The 12,989-nt window shown below is 70.1% G+C and carries 11 protein-coding genes and 1 other RNA gene; 7 read left to right on the top strand and 5 right to left on the bottom strand.

From position 1 onward, the window contains the following. Nucleotides 1-53: 53 nt before the first annotated feature. From ftsE to ITJ69_RS16675, 6 genes are all read left to right on the top strand, one after another. Complete coding sequence (ftsE, locus tag ITJ69_RS16700; RefSeq protein ID WP_111086441.1) at nt 54-809, top strand: cell division ATP-binding protein FtsE; 756 nt, start codon at nt 54-56, stop codon at nt 807-809. After that, complete coding sequence (gene ftsX, locus ITJ69_RS16695) at nt 806-1,720, top strand: permease-like cell division protein FtsX (protein ID WP_111086440.1); 915 nt, start codon at nt 806-808, stop codon at nt 1,718-1,720. The genes ftsE and ftsX overlap by 4 nt, the downstream gene beginning before the upstream one ends. 89 nt (nt 1,721-1,809) lie before the next feature. Then, a complete protein-coding gene (smpB, locus tag ITJ69_RS16690) occupies nt 1,810-2,286 on the top strand; it encodes an SsrA-binding protein SmpB (RefSeq protein ID WP_123294782.1) in 477 nt (158 codons plus the stop codon). Nucleotides 2,287-2,387: 101 nt separating this feature from the next. After that, nucleotides 2,388-2,764, top strand: a transfer-messenger RNA (tmRNA) gene (gene ssrA, locus ITJ69_RS16685). Nucleotides 2,765-2,924: 160 nt separating this feature from the next. Next, entirely contained in the window at nt 2,925-3,740 is an 816-nt protein-coding gene (locus ITJ69_RS16680; protein ID WP_159573973.1) for a hypothetical protein, read from the top strand. Nucleotides 3,741-3,869: 129 nt separating this feature from the next. Beyond that, entirely contained in the window at nt 3,870-5,537 is a 1,668-nt protein-coding gene (locus ITJ69_RS16675) for an APC family permease (protein ID WP_323743134.1), read from the top strand. A gap of 16 nt (nt 5,538-5,553) precedes the next feature. Here the strand turns inward: ITJ69_RS16675 and ITJ69_RS16670 are convergent, their stop codons facing one another. Together ITJ69_RS16670 and ITJ69_RS16665 are read right to left on the bottom strand one after the other, a co-directional pair. Next, nucleotides 5,554-6,861 carry an LLM class flavin-dependent oxidoreductase gene (locus ITJ69_RS16670; protein WP_194673387.1) on the bottom strand — a complete coding sequence of 436 codons (1,308 nt, stop codon included), beginning with the start codon at nt 6,859-6,861 and terminating at the stop codon, nt 5,554-5,556. A gap of 3 nt (nt 6,862-6,864) precedes the next feature. Continuing rightward, nucleotides 6,865-8,262, bottom strand: coding sequence for an O-acetylhomoserine aminocarboxypropyltransferase/cysteine synthase family protein (locus tag ITJ69_RS16665; protein WP_131919938.1), 1,398 nt, complete (start codon nt 8,260-8,262; stop codon nt 6,865-6,867). A 136-nt stretch (nt 8,263-8,398) separates the two neighbouring features. Here ITJ69_RS16665 and ITJ69_RS16660 point away from each other — a divergent pair, with 136 nt between their 5' ends. Then, nucleotides 8,399-9,655 carry an amidohydrolase family protein gene (locus ITJ69_RS16660; RefSeq protein ID WP_194673386.1) on the top strand — a complete coding sequence of 419 codons (1,257 nt, stop codon included), beginning with the start codon at nt 8,399-8,401 and terminating at the stop codon, nt 9,653-9,655. Nucleotides 9,656-9,742: 87 nt separating this feature from the next. Here the strand turns inward: ITJ69_RS16660 and ITJ69_RS16655 are convergent, their stop codons facing one another. The 3 genes from ITJ69_RS16655 to glmS form a co-directional block, all read right to left on the bottom strand. Beyond that, nucleotides 9,743-10,456: a M50 family metallopeptidase gene (locus tag ITJ69_RS16655; protein WP_194673385.1), complete on the bottom strand. Its 714-nt coding sequence runs from the start codon at nt 10,454-10,456 to the stop codon at nt 9,743-9,745. Nucleotides 10,457-10,601: 145 nt separating this feature from the next. After that, nucleotides 10,602-10,715 (bottom strand): Rax2 family protein, encoded by a 114-nt coding sequence (locus ITJ69_RS20780; protein WP_240347339.1) that lies wholly within the window; start codon nt 10,713-10,715, stop codon nt 10,602-10,604. Continuing rightward, complete coding sequence (gene glmS, locus ITJ69_RS16650) at nt 10,715-12,529, bottom strand: glutamine--fructose-6-phosphate transaminase (isomerizing) (protein ID WP_194673384.1); 1,815 nt, start codon at nt 12,527-12,529, stop codon at nt 10,715-10,717. The genes ITJ69_RS20780 and glmS overlap by 1 nt, the downstream gene beginning before the upstream one ends. Nucleotides 12,530-12,989 lie beyond the last annotated feature (460 nt).

Raw genomic sequence — 12,989 nt, 5'->3', positions numbered from 1 at the left:
GAGCCGCGCGCCTCGCTTGCTTTCCAAGCGGGGCGACCTACCCTGATCCGGTCATGATCAAATTCGACCAGGTCACCAAGGTCTACTCGGGCAACCCGAGTCCGGCGCTCGACAACCTCACCCTCGAGATCCTCAAGGGCGAGTTCGTGTTCCTCGTGGGCGCCTCGGGTTCCGGCAAGTCCAGCTTCCTGCGCCTCGTGCTCAAGGAGGAGAAGCCCTCCCGCGGCCAGATCCACGTGCTCGGGCAGCGCCTCGGGTCCCTGGCGTCGCGGAAGGTCCCGTACTTCCGGCGCAACCTCGGCGTCGTGTTCCAGGACTTCCGACTCCTGCCCAACAAGAACGTCTTCGACAACGTCGCGTTCTCGCTGCAGGTGATCGGCAAGAGCAAGGGCTTCATCAGCGAGGCCGTCACGGACGTGCTGAAGCTCGTCGGACTCGCGGGCAAGGCGACCCGCATGCCGCACGAGCTCTCCGGTGGTGAGCAGCAGCGCGTGGCGATCGCCCGCGCCGTCGTCAACAAGCCGGCGATCCTGCTGGCCGACGAGCCCACCGGCAACCTGGACCCCACCACGTCCGCCGGCATCATGGCGCTCCTCGAACGCATCAACCAGGGAGGCACCACCGTGCTCATGGCGACCCACGACGCCAGCATCGTGAACCAGATGCAGCGTCGGGTCATCGAGCTGTCGAACGGCACGGTCCTCCGTGACGAGCAGTCCGGCGGCTACCAGACCCAGGCGGTCCCGATCCAGCGCGGCACCGTGTCGAACACCACCGGCATCCAGACCATCCCGGGGCTCATCCGATGAGGCTCGGGCTCGTCATGTCCGAGGTCGGCTCGGGCCTGCGGCGCAACGCGTCGATGGTCGTCTCCGTCGTCCTCGTGACCTTCATCTCGCTCACCTTCGTCGGGACCGCGATCCTGCTCCAGATGCAGATCAACCAGATGAAGGGGTACTGGTACGACCGGGCGCAGGTCGCCGTCTACCTGTGCACCGACACTGACACCACCGGCAACTGCACGGGTGCCAAGGCCACCGAGGACCAGCGGAAGCAGGTCCAGGCCCAGCTCGAGTCGTCCACGCTCAAGCCGTACATCGAGAAGACGTACTACGAGGACCAGGACCAGGCGTTCACCCGCTTCAAGGAGCAGTTCAAGGACTCCGCGGCGACCGAGTTCGTCAAGCCCGAGTACCTCAACGAGACCTTCTGGGTGAACCTGAAGAACCCGTCGCAGGCCGACGTCCTCGTCGAGAGCCTGTCGAAGGTCGCCGGTGTGCAGAGCGTCGTCGACCAACGCGGCTACCTGCAACCGATCTTCAACCTGCTCAACGCGTCGTCGTACACGGCGATCGGCATCGCGGCGCTGATGCTCGTCGCCGCCGTGCTCCTCATCGCGACCACGATCCGGTTGTCCGCCTTCAGTCGCAGACGAGAGCTCGGCATCATGCGGCTGGTCGGTGCGTCGAACCGGTTCATCCAGACGCCGTTCGTGCTCGAGGGGGTGATCGCCGCCGCCATCGGAGCCGTCCTGGCGGGTGGCGCCATCACCGCGGTGGTGTGGTTCTTCGTCCGGAACTTCCTGGCCGAGCGCTTCACCGGCACAGCGTTCATCGGCATGGGGGATGCGGCCATCGTGGTGCCGTCGGTGATCGTCATCGGGGTGTTGCTCGCCGCGGTGTCGGCGTCGATCGCCATCCGCCGCTACCTCAAGGTCTGATCCGCCGCGCCGGGAAGGTGCGTGAGGCGCCTGCTGTTGGGTAGTCTGTAGGGCTGCGCACTGCAGTGCCCGGAACGAGAGGAGTCGTCATGGCGAAGGAACGCGGTGAGAAGATCGTCGCGACGAACCGTCGCGCCCGACACGACTACCTCATCGAGGACACGTACGAGGCCGGCATGGTCCTGTCCGGCACCGAGGTGAAGTCCCTGCGAATGGGACGCGCCTCGTTGGTCGACGGGTACGCCTACATCGACCGGGGCGAAGCCTGGATCGATGCCGTGCACATCCCCGAGTACACCGAGGGCACGTGGAACAACCACGCACCTCGGCGCAAGCGCAAGCTGCTCCTCCACAAGCAGCAGATCGTGAAGATCTCGCACAAGACGGCCCAGGGTGGCTACACCCTCGTGCCGCTGCAGATCTACTTCCACGATGGCCGAGCGAAGATCGAGATCGCGGTCGCCAAGGGCAAGCGCGAGTTCGACAAGCGTCAGGCCATGCGGGAGAAGACCGACAAGCGTGAGGCCGAGCGGGCCATGCGCACGAAGAACCGCGTCGGCGAGTAGCGGCCTCGTACCTCGGTCAGCTAGACTGAGGGACTGGTCCGATCGGAGCAGTCGCAACACAACTCAACAGCGTGACAGCGGCTCGCACGTCCGGCCCGCATGGGGATGATCGGTTTCGACATTGCCTGTGTGCCGACGGGAAGCGGGCCGAGGACCCACGGTTATCTCGCGAACGATCCGTGGAAAACAACAAGTGCCAATTCCAAGCGCACTGACTTCGCTCTCGCTGCGTAAGCAGCCCAGCACATGAAGTCCGTCGGCCAGGTGACCGTCCCCTAACCTGATCCCGGCGTCATCCAGAGGACTTGCTGCACGGTTGCGCCTCAGGGCCGTGCGGGACTTGCACTGAGACTGGGCCCGTCGTCCTAGAAGCCGGTAGCAAAGGACGGGGCCGAGCAGAACGAACTATCCGGATACGCCCGTAGAAGACGTCGAATTGCAGCGATGGACGGGGGTTCGATTCCCCCCATCTCCACCATTCGCCGGTCGTCGAGCCGCTGTCACCACGTGTTGCACGAACGCCCCGTCACCGTCCCTGGACGATGCCGGGGCGTTCGCTGTCTCGCCACGTCAGGGGACTACGCTCCGGAGGAGGCGCAGAGAAACGCCCGCGCCGACCCCGAACGGAAGGCCCCCACGTGGTGCAGGAGATCGCGATCCGAGTCCGTCTGCGCGAGCAGGAGCGAGTGGTGCTCGCCGACTACGAGCGGATCGTGGGGTCCGTCGCCACGGTTGCCGCCCTCGCTGCCTGGCTGCCCACGCCCGACGCCCGCCTGGTCGTCCGCGGCCGGGGTGCCGAGCCCGTCCGCCTCGAGACCGTCACCTACGGTTCGGTCGTCGAGATGCTCGTCGTGCTCGACCAGCGTTCGGCTGCTGTCGAACGGGGTGCAGCAGCGATCGCGGCGCTGATCGAGTCGGTGCGGCACGAGCACGTCGCCGATGACGTGGCCGGGGTCGCCGGTGAGCTGGACCGCCTGGACCGCGCTGCACCGCGTGGACGGTCGGTCGTCGAGCGCACGCTCCGCACGTTCCTCGAGGGTGCGCGCGCCGACGTCCTGGCACGCAAGACCACGACCCGGGTGCGGACCGCGCAGGCGCTGTTGCGGCTCGCCGAGGACGACGCGGTGCTCACCGTGGAGCGGGTGACGGACGCGCTCGCGCCCGTGCTCGAGGAACACGCGGTCGACGTCGCGCTGGACACGGGTTCCGCCGTGGTCGTCGAGCCGATCGACGGGGTCGAGTCGCCGGAGCAGGCACCGGTCCTGCCGTTGCCTTCGGGGGAAGCGAAGCCGAAGAAGTCGGACAAGAAGCCGTCCAAGAAGCAGGACGACGGCAAGAAGCCGAAGAAGTCGGACAAGACGCCGTCCAAGAAGAAGGACAACGGCAAGAAGAAGTCCGACAAGAAGAAGTCGGACAAGAAGGACGACGGCAAGAAGAAGAAGTCCAAGAAGTAGCAGCCTGAGTGCTTATACAGCACAATTGTTTCCGGCATGTTAAAGAATCCGGCCAAGCCGCTGTCCCGGTGCCAGAGTCGATGAGCGCGACCCCCGTTCGTGGGGCCCGCTCACTCGACGGGAGCAGCAGTGGCTACAACGACGACGCCGGCGTTGCCGGACTCCGGCCTCAAGCGGAACGTGGGCTTCATCGGGCTCATCTGGGCCTCGACGGGGTCGATCATCGGCTCCGGTTGGCTCTTCGGGTCACAGGAGGCCCTGAAGACCGCCGGCCCGGCCGCGATCATCTCGTGGCTCATCGGTGGTGTGGCGATCCTCGTCCTCGCCCTCGTACACGCCGAACTCGGCGGCATGTTCCCGATCGCGGGCGGGACGGCACGGTTCCCGCACATCGCGTTCGGTGGCATCGCCGGCGCGTCGTTCGGCTGGTTCTCCTGGTTGCAGTCCGTGACCGTCGCCCCGATCGAGGTCGAGGCGATGATCAAGTACGCGCAGCACTGGCAGTTCGCGCACCCGTGGCTGCACACGACGACGGTGGACGGGGAGACGCAGCAGCTGCTCACCGGCGCGGGCATCGCGGTCGCCGTCGTCCTCATGGCGGTGGTCACCGTGATCAACCTGCTCAGCGTCCGGATCCTCGCGAACACGAACTCGGCGGCGACGTGGTGGAAGGTCGCCATCCCGCTGCTGGTCATCATCGTGCTGGCGTTCAGCGGGTTCCACGGCTCGAACTTCACGGCGGCTGACGGCTTCATGCCCGAGGGTGCCAAGGGGGTCCTGGCGGCGGTGTCCACCTCCGGCATCATCTTCGCCTTCCTGGGCTTCGAGCAGGCCGACCAGCTCGCGGGTGAAGCGAAGAACCCGCGGCGGGACATCCCGCGCGCCGTCATCGGCTCGGTGCTCATCGGGCTGGTGATCTACCTGCTGCTGCAGGTCGTGTTCCTCGGGGTGCTCCGGTCGGATGCGATCCAGGGGTCCTGGGCCACCGCCGACTTCACGAAGTACACGGGGCCGTTCGCCGACATCGCGATGGCCGCGGGCATCACGTGGCTGGCGGTGGTCATCTTCATCGACGCGATCATCTCGCCCGCGGGGACCGGGCTGATCTACGTGACGGCGACGAGCCGCATCTCCTACGGACTCAGTCGCAACGGGTACTTCCCGAAGGCGTTCGAGTGGACGACGAAGCAGGGCGTGCCGTGGGTCGGGCTCGTCACGGCGTTCGTCGTCGGTTGCGCGTGCTTCGCACCGTTCCCCTCGTGGCAGGGGCTGGTGAGCCTCATCACGAGCGCGTCGGTCCTGATGTACGCCGGTGCCCCGTTGGCGCTCGGTGCGTTCCGGAAGCGGATCCCGGAGATCGAGCGCCCCTACCGGATGCCCGCCGCCGCGGTGCTGTCACCGGTCGCGTTCATCGTCGCGAACCTCATCATCCTGTGGACCGGGTGGGACACCGACTGGAAGCTCGGCGTCGCGATCCTCATCGGTGCCGTGGTGATCATCCTGAACAACGTGTTCCGCGGTGCCTCGAGCGTCCGGCCGCGCTGGGACTGGAAGGCGGCGCAGTGGCTGCTGCCCTACCTGATCGGCATGGGGCTCATCGTGTTCCTCAGCGACTTCGGTCCGCTGACGCACCCGCTGTTCCCGCTGTGGATCGACATCGTCGTGGTCGCGGTGTTCTCACTGGTGATCTACTACTGGGCGATCAACTCCGCCTCGGACCGTGCGGAGATCCTCCGCACGGCCGACGACGTCCGTGACGTCGAGGAATCAGGCGTGGTCGAGCCGGTCCACCACTAGTCGAGCCGGTCCACCACTAGAAGTCGAACAGGTTCGCCCGGATGCCCCCGGCGCCGTACTCCCGCCGCAGGATCCCACGGCGCCGGAGCACCGGCACCAGGTCGCCGAACATCCGGTGGATCTGCGCCGGGTGCAGGTCGCCCGAGAAGATGATGCCGTCGTTGTCCGCGTCCGACCCGAGCTCCTCGATGAAGTCCGCGAACTCGTCGGCGGTCCCCACGAAGCCCTCGCGCGAGGACACCCGCCCCTTGCGGGCCTTGCGTTCCAGGAGCGCGCGCAGCGGGGCGTCCGGGGTGTCGCCGAGCAGCCCGCGGATCGTGCCGGCGGAGACGTGGTCGCCGAAGGTCCCGTCCGGCACGGGCGCGTCGAGGTCGAGCGCGAGCAGGTCCGTCTCGGAGTCGCTCGACCACGCGATCGCCGCGGTCCGCAGGTCGTCGTCGGACGGGTGCCGGGACGCCTCGACGATCCGGTCGGCCTCGTCGGACGACGAGACGATCTCGGGCTTGAGGACGAACAGGATGCGCAGGTCGGCGGCCGTGCGTCCGGCGGCCTGCGCTGCGGCGATCACGCGACCGCGGTAGTCCGCCACCGCGGCGGCCGACAGGGGCGCGAGCGCGAGTTGCACGTCCGAGTGGGTGCCGGCGAACGCGAGGCCCCGACCGGAGCCACCGGGGGAGACGACCACCGGGTCCGAGTCGAGCGGCAGCGCGTTGAGCGGGCCGTCGGCGGTGAAGTACGCGCCCTCGTGGTGGAACGCGTCGAGGGCGTCGCCGTCAGCGAAGTGCCAGTCGGAGGGGTCCCCGACGTACCCGGACGACCCCCACGACCCCCAGAGCCGGCGGAGCAGCGTGATCCACTCCTCGGCCCGGTCGTACGCCTGGTCGTGCGGCAGCGGCGGCAGACCAGCGTGCCGGGCACTGCCGACGTCGGTCACGACGTTGATGCCGAGCCGTTCGGACGACAGGTGCGCCAGCGTGGCGAACTGTCGTGCGGCCAGGTACGGCGGCGTGAACCCGGCGTTGACGGTCGGCGCGATGCCGATGTGCGAGGTCGCCGCGAACAGGTACGGCGCGAGCAGCAACGGGTCGTGCTTCGGGCCGCCGTACGCCTGGCGGATGCGCAGGTCGAGCGTCGACGGGTTGCCGAGCGAGATGGCGTCCTCCGCGATCACCAGGTCCATGCCGGCCTGCTCGAGCGTGCGGACGGACTGCTGGTACAGGTCGGGCTTGGTCCAGTCGTGGCCCCAGTCCCAGTCCGAGCGCCCCCACGCCTGCGGGCCGAACCCGCGTGAGAAGAAGTACCCGAAGTGTTGCGGTCGTGCCATCGTCTAGAGCTCCTCCGAGATCACGTGCGTGCCCGGGACCGAGTGTTCCAGGGACGCGCGCTCCGCGTCGGACGCGCCACGGGCCTCCCGGTCAGCACTGCCGTCTGCAGAACGCAACGCGGCGAACCCGCGTTCCAGGTCGCGGAGCAGGTCCGCGACGTCCTCGATGCCGACCGACAGACGGATCAGACCGTCGTCGATGCCCTGGTCGGCGCGCTCCGCGGCGGTCTTGCCGGCGTGCGTCGTCGTCGCGGGGTGCAGGATCAGCGAGCGGACGTCGCCCAGGTGGGTCATCCGGCTGAACAGCTGGACGCTGTCGATGAAGGTGTGCGCGGCGGCTTCGCCGCCCGCCAGCGTGAACGCGAAGACGGAGCCGGCTCCGCGCGGCAGGTAGCGTTGGGCGAGGTCGTGGAACGGACTGGAGGCCAGACCCGCGTGGTCGACGCTCGTCACCTCCGGCTGTGCTTCCAACCACTGCGCCACCGCCAGCGCGTTCGCGCTGTGGCGTTCCACGCGCAGGCTCAGCGTCTCGATGCCCTGGCGGATCAGGAACGCGTTGAACGGCGACGGGGTGGGGCCGATGCGCGAGGCGACGACGTCACGCGCGAAGACGACGAACGCCCGGTTGCCGTAACGCTCGACGTAGCTGTCGCCGCCGAGTGACCGCTCCGGGCTGGTGAGGTGCTGCCAGCGCTCGGGGGATGCGGACCAGTCGAACGTGCCGCCGTCGACGACCACGCCGCCGAGGCCCGCGCCGTGGCCGGACAGGAACTTCGATGCCGAGTGGATGACGATGTCGGCGCCGTGCTCGACCGGGCGGACCAGGTACGGCGTCGCCAGGGTGTTGTCCACGATCAGGGGGACCCCGGCACGGTGCGCGGTGTCGGCGACGCCGGTGATGTCGAGGACGTCGTTCTTCGGGTTCGGGATCGTCTCGGCGAAGAACGCCTTCGTGTTCGGGCGGACGAGCCGTGCCCACTCGTCGAGGTCGCGCTGGTCGGCGACGAAGTCGACCTCGATGCCGAGGCGGCCGAGGTTCTGCACGAGCAGCCCCTTGGTGCCCTCGTAGATGCTGCGGGCGGCGACGACGTGGTCGCCCGCCTGCAGGAGGCCGAGGAACGCGATGGTGGCCGCCGCCTGGCCGCTGCCGACGAGGATCGCCTCGACGCCCCGCTCGAGCAGGGCGACGCGGCGCTCGACGTCGGCGTTCGTCGGGTTGCCGAGGCGGGTGTAGGTGTAGCCGTCCTCGGTGCCGGCGAAGCGGTCGCGCGCCTGGTCGAAGTCGTCGAAGAGGAAGCCGGAGGACATGTGGATGGCCGGGATCCGTGCGCCGTGCCCCGCGTCGGGCACGAAGCCGCCGTGCACCTGTTCGGTCGAGAAACCGTGATCGTCGTTCGCCATGGGACACCTCCGGGAGTCGTCTGGCGGTAGCCTCGCAGCCTTCGCTGCGTGGACAGGCGATTGCGGCGTTCCGTTACGCGGAACCGGGGTGCGGTGGGGTCGCGGCGGAGCTCTGGCGGCTGCCACGATGGGGGGCATGGCGACCGACGAAGCGACCCTGATCATCCGCGATGTCCGTCCGTGGGGTGGTGCACGGTCGGACATCCGGGTGGCGGACGGCCGCATCGTCTCGGTCACCGCGTCCGGAGCGGGCGACGGCGTCGCGGGCGGTGCCAGTGCCAGTGGCGGTGCCGGTGCTGGTGCTGGTGCTCGGGTCGTCGACGGGCGCGGCCAGCTCGCGCTGCCGGGGTTCGTCAACACGCACGCCCACGTCGACAAGAGCTGGTGGGGGCACGAGTGGGAGTCGTACGGCGGCGAGCCCGGCACGCAGGGGCGCATCGCGCACGAACGAGCTCGGCGTGACGCCCTCGGGATCCCGAGCGAACCCGTCGCCACCCGGGTGCTGCGCGAGGGGCTGCGCACCGGCACCACCCGGGTCCGCACACACGTCGACGTCGACCTCGGCGTCGGGCTGCGGGGGATCGAGGCCGTGCGTGCGGCGGCCGACGCGCTCGACGGTGCGGTCGAGGTGTCGATCGTCGCGTTCCCACAGGACGGCGTGCTGCGGCGGCCCGGTGTGCTCGACCTGCTGCGGCAGGCGGCGACGGCCGGAGCCGACCACATCGGTGGGCTCGACCCGTCGCTCATCGACCGCGACCCGGTCGGGCAGCTCGACGGCCTGTTCGCCATCGCCGCCGACACCGGGTGCGGCATCGACATCCACCTGCACGAGCCCGCCGAGCTCGGTGCGTTCGCGTTCGACCTGGTGCTCGACCGGGTGGAGCGGCTCGGCATCGCACCGGGCAGGGTCAACATCGCCCACGGGTTCGCGATCGTCGACGTCGATCCCGTGCGTCGCCGCGACCTGCTCGCCCGGATGGCGTCGCTCGGCGTCACGATGACCACCGTCGCCCCGGTGCGGATGCGACAGCTTCCCCTGCAAGAGTTCGACGAGGCCGGCGTGCGGTTCGGCTTCGGCACCGACGGCATCCGTGACCTGTGGAGCCCCTACGGCGACGGCGACCTGCTCGGCATCGCGTGGCAGTACGCGCGGGCCGGCGGTGTGGTGCGGGACGAGGACCTGACCCGCGTGGTGGAGCTCGCCACGCGCGACGGTGCCCGGTTCGTCACCGACGAGGCGCACGACCTCGTGGCGGGGGCGCGTGCCGACGTGGTGCTGCTCGACGCCGAGAACCCGATGGACGCCCTGGTGCGACGGGTGCCGCGGTCGCTCGTCGTCGCCGGCGGCCGGGTGTTCGACCCCGCCGAGCTCGCGCAGTGCCCCTGGGAGTAGGCGCGGGGCTGCGCACCCGTTCTGCGACATTGCACGAGTCGATCACCGCGTGGATCGTCGCGGACGTGGTGCGAGCACGGCACCCCGTCAGAAGAGCGCGCGCACGCCCGCCACGACGGTGTCCCAGACCTCGAGCAGCGGGACCCGTGCAAGCCACACCGCGAGGCCGTTCACCAGCACGAACAGCACGAACCAGACCCCGGCCGGCACCCGCATCTCGGCCGCGGCGATGTGGAAGTCCGTCTGCACGCGGGCGCCGGTGAGCAGCCACCGTGCGACCTGCATGACCGACCGCAGTCCGTCGACGACGAAGAACGCCCCGACCGCGGCGACCACGAGCACCGTGGTCTCGGACGGACGCAGTGCCACCCACAGCGCCAGGACGTCGAACCCGAGCACGACGAGCAGCCCGAACCAGTTCCGCACGAACACCAGCGCCACGAGCCCGATGACCCCGAGCACGGCGACGGGCAGCCACCGCGAGCCGTGCAGCACCCCGGTCACCAGCAGCACCCCGGCCCAGAGCGGCGCGCTGTACCCGGCGTAGAGGTTGAGGATCCGGACGAGCCAGCGGATGCCGCCGGGGACCCGGCCGAGCTGGACCCAGGCCTCGCCGGAGCCGTCCGGGTGCAGGTCGATGCGCTGGATGCGGCCGCCGAACGGGACGACGACGATGCAGTGCCCGACCTCGTGGGCGATGGTCGCGGCGATCCGGGCGACGCGTCCGACGAGCGGCAGGAACGGCAGGAGCGCGCCGACGACGAGCGCGACGAACACGAGGGGCGGGGCTGCGGTGGTCAAGGGACCAGCATCGCAGCCGTGTCCCGCGAACTGCCCGAGACCCGGCGTCGAGGACGATGTGGAACGACACCCTCGACGTCGTACGACATCGAGAACGTCGATCCGAGTCGACGCCCGCCCGCCCGCCCGCGCCCGCCCGCCCGGCTCAGCCCAGGACGGTCGGCCCGGCCACCACGACGACGAGCACCGTCGTCATGGCGATCGCGAACGCCGTGAGCACGACCAGGAACGTCGTCAGGTGGTTCATCCGACCGCGCATCACTCGACCGTCACCGACTTCGCCAGGTTGCGCGGCTTGTCGACGTCGCAGCCGAGCTGCAGCGCGAGTTCGCGGGCGAGCATCTGCAGCGGCACGACGGCCTCGAGCGGACCCCACGGCGCCGCCATGGCGCCCCAGGCGAGTCCGCCGGTGCCGCGGCTGCCGAGCGCCGGGATGTCGGAGCCTTCGCCGCCGATGGTGATGACGAACCCGCCGCGGGCCCGGACCTCGGCGATCGCCGACTGGATCTTCGGCTCCCCGTGGTCGATCACGACGACGGGGGTGCCCTCGTCGACGAGGGCGAGCGGGCCGTGCTTCAGCTCGCCCGCGGGGTACGCCTCGGCCCAGCGGTAGCTGAGCTCCTTGAGCTTGAGTGCGCCCTCGGCGGCGTACGGCAGGCCCGCACCGCGGCCGAGGAACAGGAAGCCGGTGGCCTCCTTCACGCTCGACACCAGGAGCGGCATCCGGTCGGCGGACACCTGCGTGGCGTGCTCGATGCGTGCCGGCAGGTCGAGCAGTTCGTCGACGAGCGCGTGGGCACGTGCGACCTCGATGCGGCCGGACGCCACGAGCGCAGAGATCACCGCGGCGACCCCGACGACGACCTGCGCGGTGAACGTCTTCGTCGCTGCGACGCCGATCTCCGGACCGGCGTGGCAGTGGAGCACGGCGTCGGCGCGACGGGCCAGCGAGGAGTGCATGTTGTTCGTGAGCGCGAGCACCGGGTGGCGGTCCTCGAAGCGGTCGAGCGCGCGGAGGACGTCGGCGGTCTCGCCGGACTGGCTGATCGCGACGACCAGGGTGTCGGGGCCGAGGACGGCCTGGTCGGCCTCGCTCGCGACGACGATGTCGGTGGGGACGCCGCCGATGCCGCGCAGCGCGGTGGCGATCACCTGGCCGGCGTTGAGCGAGGTGCCGCAGGCGACGATCGCCAGGCGCTGGAAGGCGGGCAGCCCGAGGCCGACCCACATGCTGCCGTCCGCGGTGCGGCGGGCGATGCGGTCCAGGATCGTGCTGACGACGTCGGCCTGCTCGCCGATCTCCTTCGCCATGTGGTCGGGGTGGTCGCCGAGGTCCAGCGCGGTGGCGGCGAACGGCGACGGGGTGGGGAACGGCACGGGGACGGTGATCCCGTTCGACGACCAGGTCCAGGCCTCGCCGAGCTCGACCACGTCACCGTCGCGGAGCGCCACGAAGGTCTCGCACCACTCGGCGATCGCACCGATGTCGCTCGCCACGAAGTCGCCGCGGGCGGACCGGGCGACGACGAGCGGGGAACGGTCCGCAGCCACGACCATCCGGCCGTCGCGGGCGTCGAGGACGACGATCGCCCACGACCCCTCGAGCTGCGCGGTCGCGATCTGCACGGCGAGCATCAGGTCCGGGTCGACGGCCAGGGCGCGCTCGACGAGGTGCGCGATGACCTCGGAGTCGACCTCGGAGCGGAACCGGTGGCCCTGCGCCGTGAGCATGTCACGCAGGCGGTCGGCGTTCTCGATGATGCCGTTGTGCACGATGCTGATCCGGCGCGAGCAGTCGGCGTGCGGGTGGGCGTTCGCCTCGCGCACGGCACCGTGCGTGGCCCAGCGGGTGTGGCCGATGCCGACGCCGGTCAGGGCGTCGCCGGACCGGGCGGCGACGAGCGTGCGCAGGTCCCCGACGCGGGAGACCGAGCGGATCGTCTCGGTGCGTCCGGCGGCGGTCCGGACGGCGATGCCGGCGGAGTCGTAGCCGCGGTACTCGAGTCGTTCGAGTCCGTCGAGCAGGTAGGGCGTCGCGTCGTCAGACACGCGGGCCGCGATGATGCCGCACATCGGCTGTCCCTTCGGGGGAACGGGGTGGGGGAGTGGAGCGGGGTTCGGCACCGACCGCCGTCGGGTCTGCCGCGCGTCCGGGCCCTCGCGGTCCTGACCGGCGCCCGTCCTCGGATCAGGCGAGGACGGACGACGGAGTGGGTGGGCCACGAGGTTCGGGTACCGGACGGGGTACCGCGGTCTGGCCCCTCGGGAGGGGCACGGCGGTCGGTGCATGAGAAGCCTCACCCGGCGACGCCGCCACGGCAACAGTCGTCGACTGCTCTTGCGGTTCCCCGCGTGCGGGGGGGGCGCCGCGGTGCGGTCGCGTGCGGACTCCCGCAACGCGCGCGCGCGCTCCGCATGAAGCGACGCGCCAGCGGCGCGCGGCGCCAGCGCCGACCGAGCCTGCGAGGCCGGTTGCGTGAAAACAGGGAAAAGGCGGACGGGAGGCCCGGTACCAGCTGGTACCGGGCCTCCC

The sequence above is a fragment of the Curtobacterium sp. VKM Ac-2887 genome (genome assembly GCF_015350935.1).
Classification (GTDB): domain Bacteria; phylum Actinomycetota; class Actinomycetes; order Actinomycetales; family Microbacteriaceae; genus Curtobacterium.
This window is presented reverse-complemented; position numbering and strand designations above follow the sequence as displayed.